Raw genomic sequence first — 16,352 nt, 5'->3', positions numbered from 1 at the left:
GGACAGTCCTGCTCGCACGGAAGCGCCGCTGGCGCTTCCGGCTCGTGCGGAACTCGCTTGGTGAGCACCGCCCGAGCCCCCGAGGCGCCTAACCCCTACAACACCATAAGAACTAAGACCGTCAAAGCGAATGCCATGCGTACTCCTTTGGGCCGCAGGGCGTTACAGCGTCACGTGCACGAGGGCGCCGGGGTTGGCGCCGGCCGGTGCGCTTGTCTCGTGGTAGCTCTCGGTCATGGCGCGGCCGGCCTCCTCCACGAGCGCGAGCTCGCAGGTGCCCGCGCGGCGCGCCCGGTCGGCGGCGCGCAGCTCGTCGGAGAGCGCGCGCAGGCGGGCGGCGCGGGCGGACTTCACGCGCGGCGGCACCTGGTCAGCGCGCGCGGCGGCGGGCGTGCCCGCGCGCTGCGAGTACGGGAACACGTGGATCTTGCTGAACGCACAGGCGCGCGCGATCTCGAGCGTCTCGGCAAACTCCCCCTCCGTCTCGCCGGGGAACCCCACGATGACGTCGGTGGTGAGCGCGAGCGCGGGCACCTGCGCGCGCAGGCGGCTTACGAGGCGCGCGAACTCCTCGGCGGTGTACGGGCGGTCCATCTCGCGGAGCACCTTGGTGCTGCCCGATTGCAGGGGCAGGTGCAGGTGGCGGCAGACGCGGCCGTCCGCGCAGGCAAGCAAGCTGATGAAGTCGTCATCAACGTCCATGGGCTCGACGGAGCTCACGCGGAAGCGGCACGGCGGCTCGCCGGGCTCGTGCAGGTGCGCGGTGGCGGCGAGCAGCTCCTCGAGCAGCCCGGCCAGGCGCATGTCCTCCCAGCGATACGAGCCGAGGTTGATGCCCGAGAGCACGATCTCGCGCACGCCCGAAGCGGCGAGCGTCACGGCCTCGGCGAGGACCTCGGGCGCCGGCCGGCTCGTCGCGCGCCCGCGCGCCACGTGCACGATGCAGTAGGTGCACGCGTTGTCGCAGCCGTCCTGCACCTTCACGCCCACGCGCGTGCGCGAGGAGAAGAGCGCCAGGTCAGGCTCGTGAGCCTCAGGCATCCCCGCGCCAGGGGCGGCGGGCAGGACGTCTTCGTCGGCAGCTCCAGCCGCGGCCGCTTCCGTGCGGGCGACGTCCTCGAGCCACAGGCTCATGCCGGCCTTGGGGACCACGCACACGCGCGCGTCCATGGATGCAAAGGCGCCCTCGTCGATGGCCGCGGCGCAGCCGGTGACCGCCACGCGGGCCGACGCGTTGGCCCGCAGCGCATGGCGGACGGCCTTGCGCGTCTTCTTGTCAGCCTCGGCGGTGACCGTGCAGGTGTTCACCACGATGAGGTCGGCCTCCTCCTGCAGAGCCTCCGTGCCGCCCGCGGCCAAAAGGAGCCGCTCGAAGCCGTCTGACTCCACGCGGTTCACCTTGCACCCCAGGTTGACGACGGCAAACCGCATCAGCGACCCCCCGTCCCGAGTGCCCCAAGTGCGCTGAGCGCTCCGAGCGCGCCGCCCGCGTTGCCCATGCCGCCGAGCTCGTAGAGGACGAGCGCCGGCGCCACGACGCCGGCCGTCTCGGTGCGCAGGATGGACGGCCCGAGCGACACGAGGCGCGCCCGCGGGTTGCACGCGAGCAGGCGCTCCACCTCCTCGGGCGAAAGGCCGCCCTCGGGGCCCACCACCACGGCCACGCGCGCGTCAGCCGCCACCGTGCAGCCCGCCTGCGCCATCGCGTCGGCGAGCGCCGCGCGCATCGTCGCCGTCTGGGGCGCCTCCTCCCAGCACACGAGCACGGCGGTGGCGTTCGCCAGAAGCTCGCACGCCTGGGACAGGCCCACGGGCTCGCTCACCTCGGGCACCACGTGGCGCCCGGCCTGCATGGCGGCGCTCTTCGCGACGGCCTGCCAGCGGCTCCTCTTCGCAGCGGCCTTCTTGGCGTCCACCTTCATGACCGAGCGCGCGCACCGCAGGGGCACGAACGCCTCGACGCCCACCTCGGTGGCGTGGCGGATGACCGTCTCCATCTTGTCGCCCTTGGCGAGCCCCTGCAGCAGGATCACGCGCGGGCCGTCGTCGGGCGCGTCGAGGCGGCGCGCGATGCGCACGAGCGGCACCGCGTCGTCGAAGGAGACGACCTCGCACTCGAAGTAGTCGCGCGCAGCGTCCACCACGGCGACGTGCTCGCCAGGTGAGAGGCGCAGCACGCGGGCGTGGCGCGCGTCGTCGGGCGCGAGGCGCAGCGGGAACACCGCAGCGCCTTCGTGAGCGAGCACCTGGTCATCCAGGAAGAACTGGTGGAGGGACAAGAAGTCTCCTTTGCAACGAGGGAAGGCGAACGTCGTTGGCGAAGTCAGTGCGGGACGGAGCCCTTCAGGCTAGAACATGTCGCGGAGCTTCTGCAGGGGCGAGCGGGGCTCCGAGACGTCCTCGCCCATCTCAGCGGCGAGCTCCTCGAGGATCTCGCGCTCGCGCTTCGAGAGGCGGCGGGGGATCTCCACCTCCACGTGCACGTACAGATCCCCGCGCGCGTCCGAGCGCAGGCGCGGCATGCCGAATCCCTTGCAGCGGATGACCTGGCCGTTCTGCGTTCCCTCGGGGATGCGCACCGGCACTTCCTCGTCGTCGAAGATGCCGTCGACCTCGATCTCGGCGCCGAGCGCCGCCTGGACCATGGGCACGCTCACCTGCACGTGCAGATCCTCGCCGTCGCGTTCGTAGAACTCATGCGGCTGGATGCGCACGGTGACGATGAGGTCGCCGGCCGCCGCGCCCTGCATGCCGGCCTCGCCGAAGCCCGACACGCGTAGCTGCTGGCCGTCGCGGACGCCCGCAGGCACCTCGACCGACACCTTCTGGCGGTCGGGCACGCGGCCCTGGCCCTCGCACTCCGGGCAGGGGTTCTCGATGGACGAGCCCGTGCCGTGGCACTTCGGGCACGTGGAGGACGACTGCATGTCGCCGAGGAAGGTGCGCTGCACGGTGACCACGCGGCCTTTGCCGTTGCACTCCGGGCACGTGACCTCGCGGCCGTCCTCGCCGAGGCCCGAGCCGTCGCAGTCGGGGCACGGCGCCAGGCGGTCGTACACGATCTCCTTCTTCACGCCGCGCGCGACCTCCTCGAGCGTCAGGCGCAGCCCGATGCCCATGTCGCGGCCCTCCTTGCGCACCGTGCGCCCGCCGCCGGCGCTTCCGCCGAAGAAGGTGGAGAAGATGTCGCCCATGCCGCCGAAGCCGCCGCCGAAGAGGTCCTCGAAGTCGACGTAGCCGCTGCCGCCGCCGTACGGGCTCGAGCCCGCGGCGCCCGGGATGGTGCCGAAGCGGTCGTACTGCGCGCGCTTGTTCGCGTCGGAGAGCACGTCGTACGCCTCGTTGAGCTCCTTGAACTGGTCCTCCGCGTCGGGGGCCTTGTTCACGTCGGGGTGCAGCTCGCGCGCCTTGTGGCGGAACGCCTTCTTGATCTCAGCCTCGGAGGCGTCGCGCGAAACGCCGAGCACCTCGTACAAGTCTTTAGCCATGGGTTCGTAATGCCTTTCTGTCACCTATCTCGAACGCGCGGCCTCGATGCCGGCCGCGCCTTGTTACCGTAAGGGGGTCTTTCCCGCCGTCACTGTCGCCGTCGTCTTCGCCCGCGCCTTCGCCTCACTCGTCCCTCAGCACGTGCTGGGCCGCGCGCACGGCGCGGATGACGCGCGTGTAGTCCATGCGCGTCGGGCCGATGACGGCGACGATGCCCTCGCCCTCGCCGCGCCCGTAGGTGCTCGCGATCACCGACACGCCGGAGAGCTCGACGGCCGCGTTCTCGCGCCCGATGCGCACCATCACGTGCTCGCCCTCTGCGCCCGGCGCGTCGTCGGGCGCCTGTGCGGCCTCTGCGGGCGCGGACGCCTCGTCGAACACGTGCAGGAGCACGGAGTCGTCCTCGAGCACCTGCACGAGAGGCAGAAGGGCGCTCGAGCTGCTGAACTCGGGCTTGCGCAGAAGCGAGCTCATGCCGAGCCGGTGCGCCCGCCCGATGTTGTTCTCCTGCAAACACGCGATCACCTCGTCGAGGATGAGCTGCACGAGCGGGTCGCGCAGGGCCTCGTAGGTCGGCGCGTCGAACCCCTCGCGCACCTCGCGCACCGACTTCCCGGCGAACAAGCGCCCGAGCAGGTTCTGCACGCCGGCGAGCTCGTCGGGCGTCACCTCGTCGGCGAACGCGACGCTGCGGTTCGCCACGCGGCCGTCCTCGGCCACGATCACGATGAGCGCGCGGTGGTTCGACAGCGAGATGAGCGAGAGCTGGCGGATGTGCGCGGAGAACGACGGCGCCATCACGATGGAGAGGCAGTCGGTGAGGCGCGCGAGCGCGGCCGAGGTCTGCTCCATGAGCGCGTCGAGCTCGCTGGCGCTCGCGCGCAGCTCGTCGACGATGTCGCGGTGGGGGTGCTCCTCGGCGGCGAGGCCGTGGCTCAAGAGCTCGTCGACGAAGGCGCGGTAGCCCGCGTCGGTGGGGATGCGGCCGGCGGAGGTGTGGGGCTGCGTGATGTAGCCCGCGTCCTCGAGGGCGGACAGGTCGTTGCGCACGGTAGCCGGGCTCACGCCGAGCTGGTAGCGCTCGGTGAGCGTACGCGAGCCCACGGGCATCGCCCGCTCCACGTACTCCTCGATGAGCGCGCTCAACACGCGCTGCCGCCTGTCGGATAGCACGGCACTCCTCCTTCGGCGCTCGGCCGCCTTCTGACTTCCTGCCTTCTTCTCTCCTGCCTGCGGGCACGTGGACGCGAGCCGCGCCGCGCAAGCTCTCGCAGCATTTTAGCAGCCTCGGCCCCCGAGTGCTAAACGATTGGAGGGAACCGCCGAAAATTCAACGCAAGCGCCATAATGAGCGACACGGGGCGCGTGCGAAGAGGTGCGGATGCGCGCCGCGGGGCGCGTCGTGGGGTGCGCGGATGCGCGCCGCGGAGCGCGTGCGCGAGGACGTGCGGCAAAGGGCGCGCAGATGTGCGCTGCGAAGCATGCGAGCGCTCACCGGGAGCGGGGCCGCGCCGCGGGACGCACGCGCGCTCATCGGGACGGCCCCCGCTACGGGGCGAGGTCGAAGATGCGCCCGTAGAGCTCGTTGCCGCACAGCCAGCCGCGCTTCGTGGGGCGCCAGCGACCGTCCTCATGCACGGCCAGGCCGTCGCGCTCGAGGTTCGCGAACACGTCGCGCGCGTCCGGCAGGAGCGCTGCGGCGCGCCCCACCAGCTCGTCGCTCACGCCGCGCGACATGCGCATGCCGAGCATGAGGTCCTCGGCGAGCATCTGCGCGGGGTTCAGGTCGTCGGTCACGAAGCCGTCCTGGCGCCGCATGCGGCGCGTGGCGTTCTGCGTCATCGTGGTGGCTGACAGCCCGAGCCCGAGGTAGGGCTTTCCCGTCCAGTAGGCGGTGTTGTGCTGGCTCTCGAAGCCCTCCCGCGCGTAGCTCGCCACCTCGTAGCGGTGGAACCCCGCGCGCCCGAGCACCTCCGCGGCAGCCTCCATGTGCTCGGCCTCCACGTCGTCGTCGGGCTCGTCGAGCTCGCCGCGCATCACCATGCGCGCGAACGGCGTGTGGTCCTCGATGGTGAGCGGGTACACGCTCACGTGCGTGACGCCGAGGCGCACGGCCTCCTCCGCACTCGCGCGCACGTCCTCGGTTGACTGGCCGGGCAGGCCGCACATCACGTCCACGCTCACGTTCTCGAAGCGCGTGAGCGCCGCGTCGACGGCGCGGCGGGCCTCGTCAGCCGTGTGCGCGCGCCCGAGCGTACGCAGAAGCCGGTCGTCGAAGCTCTGCACGCCGATGGACAGCCGGTTCGCGCCGAGCGCCCACATGTCACGCACGAGGCGCTCGTCCAGGCTCTCGGGGTTGCACTCAACGGTGCACTCCACCTCAGGCGTGAGGTGCATCGACAGACCGAGTGCGTAGAGCAGCTGCGAGAGGTGCCGCGATCCCACGTGGCTCGGCGTGCCGCCGCCGACGTACACCGTCTCCACGCCCGCGAGCTCGCCCTGCTTGCCCGCGCGGCGGATCTGCATCACGAGGTCCTCCACGTAGCGCGTGATCTCGGGGTCGTCGGCGGGCACGGCGCGCGTCGTGAAGTCGCAGTACATGCAGCGACTCACGCAGAACGGCACGTGGAGGTAGAGCGCCTGGTAGGGGTCATGAGGCATGTTCGCTCGCAATCTGCTCGAGCTCGTCGAACACGCGGCCGAAGTCCTCGAGCGTGGTGCAGTAGTTGATCTTGCCGCGCGCGGCGGCGGCGCCAGGAAGCCCCGCCACGTACCACATGGCGTGCTTGCGCATGCGCACGATGTTGCGCCCCTCGCGGCGCGCGAGCAGCGCGGCATGGCGGCGCGCCATGGCGAGGCGCGCGGAGACGTCGGGGAGGCTAGGTTCCTCGTTCCCTGCCAGCGCGGCTTTCACCTGGGCGAACAGCCACGGGTTGCCCTCGGCGCCACGCGCGATCATCACCGCGTCGCAGCCGGTGGCCTTGCGCATGCGCACCGCGTCGGCGCCTGAGCGGACGTCGCCGTTGCCCACCACGGGGATGCCCACGGCCTCCTTCACGCGCGCGATCACGCCCCACTCCGCGCTGCCGCGGTAGAGCTGGGCGGCGTAGCGCCCGTGCACGCAGACGGCGTCGGCGCCGGCGTCCTCCATGCGCCGCGCGAACTCGGGCGCGCTCTCCTGCCCCTCGTCCCAGCCGCGGCGGAACTTGCAGGTGACGGGGTGCGCCACCGCGGCCTTCACCGCGCGCACGATATCGGCCGCCACATCGGGTGATTTCATGAGCGCGCTGCCGTCGCCCTTGCTCACGATCTTGCGCGCGGGGCAGCCCATGTTGACGTCGAGGTATGCGAGCGCCTCGCCGAGCTCATCCTCCACCCAAGCAGCCTGGCTCGCCATGGTGGCGGGCTCGTGGCCGAACAGCTGCACGCCCACGCGCTGCTCGCCTGCGGCCAGCGCGAGCAGATGCCGCGTCTTCTCGTTGGCGTATGAGAGCCCCTTCGCCGACACCATCTCGGTGAAGGCCAAATCAGCACCTTGCTCCAGGCACAGCGTGCGAAACGCGACGTCGCTCACGCCCGCCATCGGCGCCAGCAGCACCTCGTATTTCCCGAACAGAGCCACGTGAGGCACCTAGATCGCGAGGTCGGTGCCGAGCGCGCCGACGATCACCACGAACACGGCCACGAGCACCACGGCCACCGCGACGACGGCCGCGAGCGCGCACCCCGCGCCGCGCATGCCGCGGGAGCGGGCGCGGTCAAGCTCCTCGGCGCACTTCTTCTCGTCGAAGGGGTCGTTGAGCCAGTCGTATTCCCGGGTGCTCTTCATGGGTCTCCTCGTCGTTTTCGCCGTCGGCTTCACCAGAGACTGTCAGGGTACCCCAAATCGCGCCCCCGTGCCGAACCTGCGCAGAATCACCCCGAAACACCTCATGCGAAGCGCTATCCCCCTTGCATCTCTCATACCCCCTCGCGGAGTGTGCCGGGAGCTCGGGTGAAGCTCAGTCGCTCGGACTGTCCTGCTCGCACGGAAGCGCCGCAGGCGCTACCAGCTTGTGCGGAGCTCGCTTGGTGAGCTCCACCCGGGCCCCCGGCACGCCACCCGGGGCCGCCCGCCTGAGTCCGACCCCAACACTCTCGTCGCCTGTCAGCAGTGGCGCGGCCTTTTCAAGCCTCGAGGCCCAAAACACCGACAACGCCCTCTTTGCAGCCACGGCTCGGGAAAGCTGGCTGGAAAACGCCCGTTGTCGGTGCTCCAAGCCCCGAAAACCACCGATAACGCGCATTCTGCATCCACTTTTCTCAAAAAACCACCGATAACGGCCTCGTTTCATCCAGAATCGCCTGAGGGGTGGATGGAAAAGCGCCGTTGTCGGTGACGCCGTCGGCGACCGGCGTGCGGAGCAGCGGACAAGGCGGCAAAGGCCGTCGATCAGAAGACCGCCCCGCTCATCCGCGTTGCCAGACCGACACTTCAGCGCCGAGGGGCGGAGGCTCGTTACGCCCTGCAAGCAGGGGCGAAGGCTTGTTGCTCCCTGCCAGCAGGGGCGCATGCGCTACAATGGGTCCCAAGCAAGGAAGCGAGAAGAGGAGACACATGAAGGTCCTGCTCATCAACGGAAGCCCGCGCCGAGAGGGCAACACGAACCGCGCGCTCGAGGAGGCGGCCGCCGCGCTTCGCGCCGAGGGCGTCGAAGCAGAGATCGCCTGGATCGGCAGTAAGCCGGTCCGCGGCTGCATCGCCTGCGGCGCCTGCGCGCGCAGCGGGGAGGGCCGCTGCGCGTTCGACGACGACTGCTGCAACGAGCTCATCGAGAAGGCCGCGGCGGCTGACGGCATCATCGTCGGCTCGCCGGTGTACTACGCCGGGGCCGCGGGCTCGCTCATCGCGCTGCTCGACCGCATGTTCTACGCCGGCGGGTCGCACCTGCGCTTCAAGCCAGCCGCCGGCGTGGGCGTGGCACGGCGCGCCGGCGCCGTGGAGGCGGCCGACCAGATCAACAAGTACTTCCAGATCAACTGCATGCCGGTGATCTCGAGCACCTACTGGGGCGTCGCCTTCGGGCGCACCCCCGGCGAGGCGGCCGCCGACGGCGAGGGCATGCACACCATGCGCCAGCTCGGCCGTAACATGGCGTGGATGCTGAAGAGCCTGGCCGCGGCGCGCGAGGCCGGCATCACGCCGCCCGAGCTGGAGCCGAAAACATGGACCCACGTTGTGCGCGAGGACTTGACGCAGGGATAGGAAGACGGCAGCACCCTACTTCCCCGCCAGCAAGGGCCCGAGCACGCTGAGAAGCGCGAACGCGAATACCGCGAGGCAGATAACGCCGCCGATGATCGACCACCGGCGGCGTTCCTCGGACGTCATCTTCGCTGCATCGTCCTTGTCGATGCCGGCGAGAAGCGTGATGTGCCCCCGGAACAGCAGCACAGCTATGACGAGGCACGCGGCGCACACGAGAGCGCCAACGATGAGAGCTGCAAGCTCAAACATTTGCACCGTCCCTTCGCGGTTCCGCCGTTCCCCGTGTCGTTTGGCAGCCCAGCCATCCTCCCGCTGCGCTACTCGTCCACCTTCAAAATGGCCATGAACGCCTCTTGCGGCACCTCGACGCTGCCGATGGCCTTCATGCGCTTCTTGCCGGCCTTCTGCTTCTCGAGCAGCTTGCGCTTGCGCGTGATGTCGCCGCCGTAGCACTTCGCAAGCACGTCCTTGCGCTTCGCCTTCACGGTCTGGCGCGCGAGCACGCGCCCGCCGATGGCGGCCTGGATGGGCACCTCGAACATCTGGCGCGGAATGATCTCCTTGAGCTTCTCGCAGAGCACGCGCCCGCGGTCGTACGCCTTGTCGCGGTGCACGATGAACGACAGCGCGTCGATGGGCTTGCCCGACAGCAGGATGTCGAGCTTCACGAGGTCGGAGGGCTTGTAGCCCAAAAACTCGTAGTCGAGGCTCGCGTAGCCCTTCGTGTTGGACTTCAGCTTGTCGAAGAAGTCCATGATGAGCTCGGACAGGGGTATCTCCCAGAGCATCTCCACCGTGGTCGGCGACAGGTAGTTCATGGTGACGAAGGTGCCGCGGCGCGCCACCGTGAGGTCCATCACCGCGCCCACGTAGTCGGGCGGGATGAGCACCTTCGCCTTGAGGTAGGGCTCCTCGATGCGGTCGAGCTCGCCGGGGTCGGGCATCTCCTGCGGCGAGTGCAGCGACACGCACGCGCCCGTCCCCTTCCGAAACGCGTGGTACTCCACCGAGGGCGCCGTGGCCAGAAGATCGAGGCCAAACTCGCGCTCGAGGCGCTCCTTGATGACCTCCATGTGGAGCAGGCCGAGGAAGCCCACGCGGAAGCCGAAGCCGAGGGCGTGCGACTTCTCGGGCTCCCAGATGAGCGCCGGGTCGTTGAGCGAGAGCTTCTCGAGCGCCTCCTTCAGCGGCTCGTACTGGTCGCCGTCAATGGGGAACAGGCCCGTGTACACCATGGGCTTGGCCTCGCGGTAGCCCGGCAGCGGCTCGTCCACGCCGCCCTCCATGAGCGTGATGGTGTCGCCCACCTTCACCTGGCGCACGTCCTTGAGGCCCGTGACCAAATACCCCACCTCGCCGACGGAAAGGTCAGGCAGGGGCGTCTCCGCGGGGCGGCGCGCGCCCACCTCCTCCACGAGCACCTCGGTGCCCGTGGCCATCATGCGGATGCGGTCGCCCTTTTTCATGGAGCCGTCGACCACGCGCACGAGCGCCACCACGCCGCGGTAGGGGTCGAAGTAGCTGTCGAAGATGAGCGCGCGCAGGGGCGCGGCGGCGTCGCCCACGGGCGCGGGGATGGTATAGACCACGGCCTCGAGCAGATCGTGCACGCCCTCCCCCGTCTTGCCGCTCGCCAGGACCGCGTCGTCGGCGGGGATCGCCAGGCCGTCCTCGATCTCGGCGCGCACGCGCTCGGGGTCGGCGGCGGGCAGGTCGATCTTGTTGATGAGCGGGATGATCTCCAGATCGGCGTTCATGGCCATCATGGCGTTGGCCACCGTCTGCGCCTCGACGCCCTGCGTGGCGTCCACCACGAGCACCGCGCCGTCGCACGCCGCCAGCGAGCGCGACACCTCGTAGGTGAAGTCGACGTGGCCCGGGGTGTCGATGAGGTTGAGCTGGTAGGTCTCGCCGTCGTCGGCCGTGTAGTTCACGCGCACGGCCTGGCTCTTGATGGTGATGCCGCGCTCGCGCTCGATGTCCATCGAGTCGAGCAGCTGCTCCTGCATGTCGCGCGCCGAGACCGTGCCCGTAAGCTCCAGGATGCGGTCGGACAGCGTGGACTTGCCGTGGTCGATGTGCGCGATGATGGAGAAGTTCCTGATATGGGAAGGGTCGAAGCTCATGTAGGTTCCTCTGGCGTGTTCCTCTGGCGCGTGCGGGCTCGCCGCGTTACCGCTGGTTGTGTTGTCAGTCGTCCTGTTGTCAGTCGAGACGCTATTGTATCGTGACATGCGCGAGTTTTTTCACATTCTTCGTGACTGCGCGCAATTTCTCTGGTATTCTACTGGCTTGCGTATTCAGCGATACATGCGGGCATGCCAACGCATGCCCCCTCCGCAGACGTGGCTGCACATGAGGATTCGAGTCGCTGGATGACCAACTGGTCGCAAGGCAGAAAATCCCGCCTGCCTTGAGCACGCTCCCTCTCAGGCGAGCGTGTCCTTGCGCGCTCTTGCGCGCCCGTTGGCATCCTGTCCCGGAATCCTCACGTGCACCCACCTCCTGCAGCGCTGATGCGCCCGGTCATGCGCTCGCGCGCTGGCCACCTGCAAAAACGCGTTGATTCACAAGGAGGATCGCAATGGCAAACATCAAGTCGCAGAAGAAGCGCATCATCACCAACGAGAAGGCGCGCATGCGCAACCGCGCCGTCAAGGCCGAGCTGAAGACGGCCACCCGCCACGTCAAGGACGCCGTGGCCGAGGGCAACGGCGCCGAGGCGTACGCCCGCGCGCTGGCCGCCTGCCGCCTCATGGACAAGGCGGCGTCCAAGGGCGTCATCCACAAGAACCAGGCCGCGAACCGCAAGAGCGGCATCATGGCGCTCGCCAACACCATCGTGACCGACGCCGACCGCGCCGCCTACGTGAAGCCCGAGCCCAAGAAGCAGGAGAAGACGGGCAACAAGAAGGCTGCCGCGAAGGCTGCCCGCAAGGAGGCCATGGCCGCTGCTTCCGCCGAGAAGGCGAAGCGCCGCGAGGCCCACATGAAGGCCGTCAAGGCTGCCGAGGCCCGCAAGGCCAAGGAGGCCGAGGAGGCTGCCAAGGCCGAGGCCGCCGAGGCTGAGGAAGCTGCCGAGTAGCCTCATCGCCACCAGGTGATAGGCGCCCGCCATCGGGTTGACGCAGGGCCCGCGACACATGGTCGCGGGCCCTGCTTCGTTTCGGGAGCGCTTGCGGACCGACGGCCGGCGGCGGATGCCTAGCGCCTGAGGGTGGCGACGAGCCAGTCGCGAAAGGCCGCGTCCGCGTCGGCGCCGCTCTTCATGGCGCGCTCGGCGTCGCGCGCGGAGCAGATGGCGCGGCGCAGCTCGGAGGCGGTGAACTGGCGCGCCCACGTGGCGTGGTGCTTGCACCTCCAGTCGGGCATGCCGAGCGCGCTGGGAAGCTGCGCCACCGAGCCGCGGCGCATGAGCGACTGGGCGCAGAGGAGCTCGCGCGTGCGGTTCACGCACAGGGCGATGAGCGCATGGGGCGACGCCGACTCCATCATCTGCAGGTAGCGCAGGCACTTCTTGAGGTCGCGCGCAGCGAACGCGTCGACGAGCTCCCACGGCTTCACCTCGGCCGTGCGCGCGACGAGCGAGATCACCTCGTTCTCGTTGACGGCGTCGCGACCGCGGTGCGCGAGCGCGATCTTTCTGATCTCGTTGTCGAGGTGCACCGTGTTCTCGCCGACGAGCTCCACGAGCTTCGTAGCGGCGCCCTCGGTGAAGGTGACGCCGTGCGCCGTGGCCATGGCACGCACCTGGCGCGGCAGCTCGTAGCGCTTCGGCGGCGCGCAGTCGATGACCGCGCTCTTGCCGACCGCGGCGACCGCCTTGTACAGGCGCGTGTTCTTCGCGAGCTTCTCGGCCTCCAGCAGAAGCACCGTGGTGGGGCTCGGCGCCTTGAGGTAGGCCACCACCGCCTCGGAGTCGGCCTTCTTGAGCTTTTCGGCGTTGCGCACGTAGACGAGGCGCTTCTCGCTGGCGAAGGGCATGGTGTTGCACGCCGTGGTGACGTCGGCGCCCGTAGCCGTCTCGCCGTTGAGGTCCTCGGAGTTGAAGGAGAGGTCGCCGTACGCCTCCATGCGCGTGCGCAGGCGCGCGAGCACCGCCGCGCGCTTCAGCGCGTCCTCCCCCACCACCAGGTAGGCGGGGAGCAGCTCGGTGTCCTTGCGTGTCGTCATGCCCCCATTGTACCCGAAGCGCGACGCCGTTCCCGAAGACAACGGGGAGGAACCAGGGGATGGCGAAGGGAGCGGCGGGATGGCCAGCAGAGCGGCGGGATGAGCTTGCTGTTCTGCCCCAGGAAGCAGGCTGCGCGCCCGCGTCTCTCACCCCGAGCGCTCGGTGGTGATGCTGAGGGAGCCCTTGGCGAAGGAGAGCCGGGCGTCTCCCGTCTGGTCGGTCCTGAGGATGCGCGCGCCCGCGGCCTCGAGGCGAGCGAGGGTCTCTGCGTTCGGGTGGCCGTAGCGGTTGTGGGCACCGCAGCTGATGAGCGCCACGCGCGGGCCGAGAGAAGCGGCGAGCTCATCGGTGAGCGCGACGCGGGCACCGTGGTGGCCCACCTTGAGAACGTCGACGCCGCGCAGGCCCTGCTCTGCCACGATGCGCTCGACCTGCGCGGACTCGGCGTCACCGCAGAAGAGCGCCGTCCAGTCAGCCGCGCCGTCCCCGTCGGCGTCGAGCGAGGCGAGCACGCAGAGGCTGTCGGCGTTGCCTCCCTCGTCGGCGAACGCGTGCGGCCAGACGGCCTTGAGCGTGAACCTTCCCACCGTCAGGGTGTCTCCCGGCTCCATGCCGCAGATGCCCTGCGCGCCGGCAAGGCTCGCTGCCTGCCTGCGCAGGCGCTCGCAGGAGGCGCAGGGACACGTGAGCGCGCCTGCGGCGACGCATACACGCCGTGCATGCGCGACGCCCTCGAGCACCTCCATGCTGCCGCAGTGGTCGTCGTCAGCGTGCGACACGATGAGCGCGTCGAACCCGAAGGCGCCGTTGCGCCCGAGCGCCCTGCGCAGGAGCACATCCTGGTTCCCCGTGTCCACGAGCACGGACGCGCCTCCGCTGCGCACGATGAAGGCGTCACCCTGGCCGACGTCGAGCATGATGATCTCGTCGCCCCGAAAGGTGGGCGCCACCATAAGCACGAGCGCGAGCGCGGCGGCGAGGGCGCCGCTGCCTGTGGCAAGCGTGCGCAGGCGCGGCTGGGGCCAGACGAGCCAGAGCGCCGCACACGCCGCGGCCGAGAGCGCGACGGCGGGTGCCACGGGGAAGTCCACGGCGATGCAGGCGTAGGGCAGGCGCGCCAGATGGGCCACGAGCGCCTCGAGCGGCAGGCACGCCGCGCGCGCCGCCCCGACGGCGACCGGCGCCGCCGCGGGGACCGCGCACGAGACGACTCCCGCGATGAGGCTCGCCACGCAGCCGAGCGCGAAGAGCGGCGCCGCGAGCACGTTGGCAACGGGCCCGACGAGCGGGAGCTGCGCGAAGAGCGCCGCCGAGAAGGGCTGTGTGACCAGGTTCGACGCTGCGGTGAGCGCCAGGGGCTGAACGATCGGGCCCTGCAGGGCGCGCGGGAGCGGAGCGAGCCATGAGCGGAAGAGCCCTGAGAACAGCACGATGCCGAACACGGAGCCCGCTGAGAGGAAGAGCGACGCCGAGACGGACGCAGAGGGGTCGAGCGCGACGAAGGCCATGATGCTCACCGCGAGCGCGTTGAGCGAGGAGGCGCGCCGCCCCGCCGCGGGCGCCACGAGGGCGAGCAGCACCATGGCCGCCGCGCGCACCGCCGAGAGCGGCACGCCCGCGAGCACGAGGTAGGCGCCCACCACGCCCGCGTTGAGCGCCAGGCGCGCAGGACGGGGCACGCGCAGGGCGCCGAGCACCCATCCGAGCAGGACGACGACGAGGGCGAGGTGCGCACCCGACACGGCCACCAGATGCGCGAGCCCCGCCGCCTGGTAGCGCCCGTAGGCGCCTGTTTCCCTGACGGTGCCGCGGTACCCGCACGCGAGCGCCTGCAGGATGCCCGCCTGCGCGCCGCCGTAAGCCCCGAGCGCCTCGATGGCCTGCGCGCGCAAGGCGCGGACGGGCGCGAGCGGGCCTGCGTCCTCGAGCAGATGGGGTGACCTCGCGCGCGCCGTGACGCACACGCCCTCGCCCCAGAGGAAGGTCTGACGTTCCTCGGGGACGTCCTCGAGGGCGTAGGGGGCCTCGAGCCTGCTGCCGCCGAGAAGCGTCCCGGCGTCTTCGCCGAGCATGAGGCGCACCTTCACGCGCGCGCCTGCGGCATCCTGCGCCCAGGCGAGGGCCTGCGCGCCGAAGGAGCCTGGGCGCGCGTCCTCGATGAGCGTGAACGTCCATGGGCGCGCGCTGCCGACGAGGGGCTCGGATGCAGCCCGCATGGCATACGCGCCGCATCCGGCGCAGCAGACGCCCAGGCAGAGCCCGAGCAGAACGCACCACGCCAGAGCCTGGCGACGGCGCGCCAGAAGCGCGCCGCAGACGATGGAGAGAGCGGCGCCGCCCAAGCCGAAGACGCCGGCTGCCGCCTTCGGCAGCGCGCCGAGCAGCGTGTAGGCGCCCGCGCAGGCAGCCCACAGCGCGAGCGCCGCGAGGAGCAGCGGCGGCACGCTCGGCTTAGGCGGCGCCTCGCAACCCGCCGTCCCTGATCCAGGCGCCCTACGACCTGCCGCCCCCGACCCGGGAGCCTCACGGCCCGCCGTCCCCGGCTTGGGCGCCTTGCGGTTCGCTACCCCACGCATATGTGGTCTTTAAGGCCCTCGAACTTCTTGTCGCCGATGCCGGAGACGCGCTTGAGGTCCTCGATGGTCTTGAAGGGGCCGTTCGCCTCGCGGTCCCTGACGATCTTGAGCGCCGTGGCCTCGCCGACGCCGTCAAGCGTCACCAGCTGCGCCACGTCGGCCGTGTTGATGTTGACGCGCCCTCCCGCCGCGCTTGCCGGCGGCGCGGCCGCACTCCCTGCAGCAACGCTCGGGTTCGCCGCCGCAGCCGCCTCCTCAGCTGAGGGCACGATAATCTGCTCGCCGTCACTGAGCACGCGCGCGAGGTTCACCGCGTCATGCGCCGCGCCTTCGGCGAACCCGCCCGCCGCCTCGACGGCCTCGGCGACGCGCGCCCCGGCAGGCAGGTAGCACACGCCGGGATGCGCCACGCACCCGCCCACGTGCACGCAGATCTGCGGCGCCTCCTCTGCGGCGGATTGCGCGGAGGAGGCGGCTTCCGAGGCGGAAGCGCCCCCGGGGCCCTTGACGATCTCGAAAGAGGTGCCGCCCGCCTGGAGGGCGCCTGAAGCCGCGCAGAGCACGATGAGCAGCGCGACGGCAAGCACGCCCGCGATGACCGCGGGCTTCGTCCTCCCCAGATGCAGGCGCGCGCGCCACGAGTAGGCTGAGTCCTGAAAGCCCATGCGCTCCCCTTCCCTCGTCTTCCAAGGACAGGGTAGCGACGCCACCTGGCAGAAGGGCGGCGGAAACCTGGCGGGGCCCTCATGCGAGGACCCCGCTCATCTGACGCAGATCCGCCGCGCCCGTCGCCTCAAGGTCGCACGCATCGGGCGCGTCTCTCGCTCCGCAGCCGCATGCAACCGGCGCACATGCCGCATCGCAG

14 protein-coding genes are annotated in these 16,352 nt (G+C 70.3%); 2 read left to right on the top strand and 12 right to left on the bottom strand.

Going from position 1 to position 16,352, the window contains the following annotated elements; all coding sequences use genetic code 11:
* Positions 1-162: 162 nt before the first annotated feature.
* From mtaB to G7Y50_RS01305, 7 genes are all read right to left on the bottom strand, one after another.
* Entirely contained in the window at positions 163-1,431 is a 1,269-nt protein-coding gene (gene mtaB, locus G7Y50_RS01335) for a tRNA (N(6)-L-threonylcarbamoyladenosine(37)-C(2))-methylthiotransferase MtaB (RefSeq protein WP_165056911.1), read from the bottom strand.
* Positions 1,431-2,279, bottom strand: a complete 849-nt coding sequence (locus G7Y50_RS01330; RefSeq protein WP_165055892.1) for a 16S rRNA (uracil(1498)-N(3))-methyltransferase — start codon at positions 2,277-2,279, stop codon at positions 1,431-1,433. The genes mtaB and G7Y50_RS01330 overlap by 1 nt, the downstream gene beginning before the upstream one ends.
* 69 nt (positions 2,280-2,348) lie before the next feature.
* Positions 2,349-3,488 (bottom strand): molecular chaperone DnaJ, encoded by a 1,140-nt coding sequence (gene dnaJ, locus G7Y50_RS01325; RefSeq protein ID WP_165055895.1) that lies wholly within the window; start codon positions 3,486-3,488, stop codon positions 2,349-2,351.
* A 124-nt stretch (positions 3,489-3,612) separates the two neighbouring features.
* The gene (hrcA, locus tag G7Y50_RS01320) at positions 3,613-4,662 is read right to left on the bottom strand and encodes a heat-inducible transcriptional repressor HrcA (RefSeq protein ID WP_165055897.1); all 1,050 of its coding nucleotides are present in this window, start codon (positions 4,660-4,662) and stop codon (positions 3,613-3,615) included.
* Positions 4,663-5,037: 375 nt separating this feature from the next.
* Positions 5,038-6,150 carry a radical SAM family heme chaperone HemW gene (gene hemW / locus G7Y50_RS01315; protein WP_165055899.1) on the bottom strand — a complete coding sequence of 371 codons (1,113 nt, stop codon included), beginning with the start codon at positions 6,148-6,150 and terminating at the stop codon, positions 5,038-5,040.
* A complete protein-coding gene (dusB, locus tag G7Y50_RS01310; RefSeq protein WP_241156551.1) occupies positions 6,140-7,111 on the bottom strand; it encodes a tRNA dihydrouridine synthase DusB in 972 nt (323 codons plus the stop codon). Before dusB ends, hemW begins: the two co-directional genes overlap by 11 nt.
* A gap of 9 nt (positions 7,112-7,120) precedes the next feature.
* Positions 7,121-7,318, bottom strand: a complete 198-nt coding sequence (locus G7Y50_RS01305) for a hypothetical protein (RefSeq protein WP_165055901.1) — start codon at positions 7,316-7,318, stop codon at positions 7,121-7,123.
* 768 nt (positions 7,319-8,086) lie between these two features.
* Here G7Y50_RS01305 and G7Y50_RS01295 point away from each other — a divergent pair.
* A complete protein-coding gene (locus G7Y50_RS01295) occupies positions 8,087-8,734 on the top strand; it encodes a flavodoxin family protein (protein ID WP_165055903.1) in 648 nt (215 codons plus the stop codon).
* A 15-nt stretch (positions 8,735-8,749) separates the two neighbouring features.
* Here G7Y50_RS01295 and G7Y50_RS01290 read toward each other — a convergent pair whose 3' ends face one another.
* Together G7Y50_RS01290 and lepA are read right to left on the bottom strand one after the other, a co-directional pair.
* Positions 8,750-8,986 (bottom strand): hypothetical protein, encoded by a 237-nt coding sequence (locus G7Y50_RS01290; RefSeq protein WP_165055905.1) that lies wholly within the window; start codon positions 8,984-8,986, stop codon positions 8,750-8,752.
* 68 nt (positions 8,987-9,054) lie between these two features.
* A complete protein-coding gene (gene lepA, locus G7Y50_RS01285; protein ID WP_165055907.1) occupies positions 9,055-10,863 on the bottom strand; it encodes a translation elongation factor 4 in 1,809 nt (602 codons plus the stop codon).
* A gap of 458 nt (positions 10,864-11,321) precedes the next feature.
* Between lepA and rpsT the strand changes: the two genes are divergently transcribed.
* A complete protein-coding gene (gene rpsT, locus G7Y50_RS01280) occupies positions 11,322-11,822 on the top strand; it encodes a 30S ribosomal protein S20 (RefSeq protein ID WP_165055911.1) in 501 nt (166 codons plus the stop codon).
* Positions 11,823-11,941: 119 nt separating this feature from the next.
* Here the strand turns inward: rpsT and holA are convergent, their stop codons facing one another.
* From holA to G7Y50_RS01265, 3 genes are all read right to left on the bottom strand, one after another.
* Positions 11,942-12,910 carry a DNA polymerase III subunit delta gene (holA, locus tag G7Y50_RS01275; protein ID WP_165055914.1) on the bottom strand — a complete coding sequence of 323 codons (969 nt, stop codon included), beginning with the start codon at positions 12,908-12,910 and terminating at the stop codon, positions 11,942-11,944.
* A 147-nt stretch (positions 12,911-13,057) separates the two neighbouring features.
* Positions 13,058-15,487, bottom strand: coding sequence for a DNA internalization-related competence protein ComEC/Rec2 (locus G7Y50_RS01270; protein ID WP_165056909.1), 2,430 nt, complete (start codon positions 15,485-15,487; stop codon positions 13,058-13,060).
* The gene (locus G7Y50_RS01265) at positions 15,475-16,152 is read right to left on the bottom strand and encodes a ComEA family DNA-binding protein (RefSeq protein WP_165055929.1); all 678 of its coding nucleotides are present in this window, start codon (positions 16,150-16,152) and stop codon (positions 15,475-15,477) included. Before G7Y50_RS01265 ends, G7Y50_RS01270 begins: the two co-directional genes overlap by 13 nt.
* Positions 16,153-16,352: the final 200 nt, after the last annotated feature.

Origin of the sequence: Adlercreutzia sp. ZJ176, from assembly GCF_011038975.1 — a bacterium.
GTDB lineage: Bacteria > Actinomycetota > Coriobacteriia > Coriobacteriales > Eggerthellaceae > CAAEEV01.
Note: the sequence above shows the minus strand (reverse complement) of the source record. Positions and strands in the feature narration are given on the sequence as shown.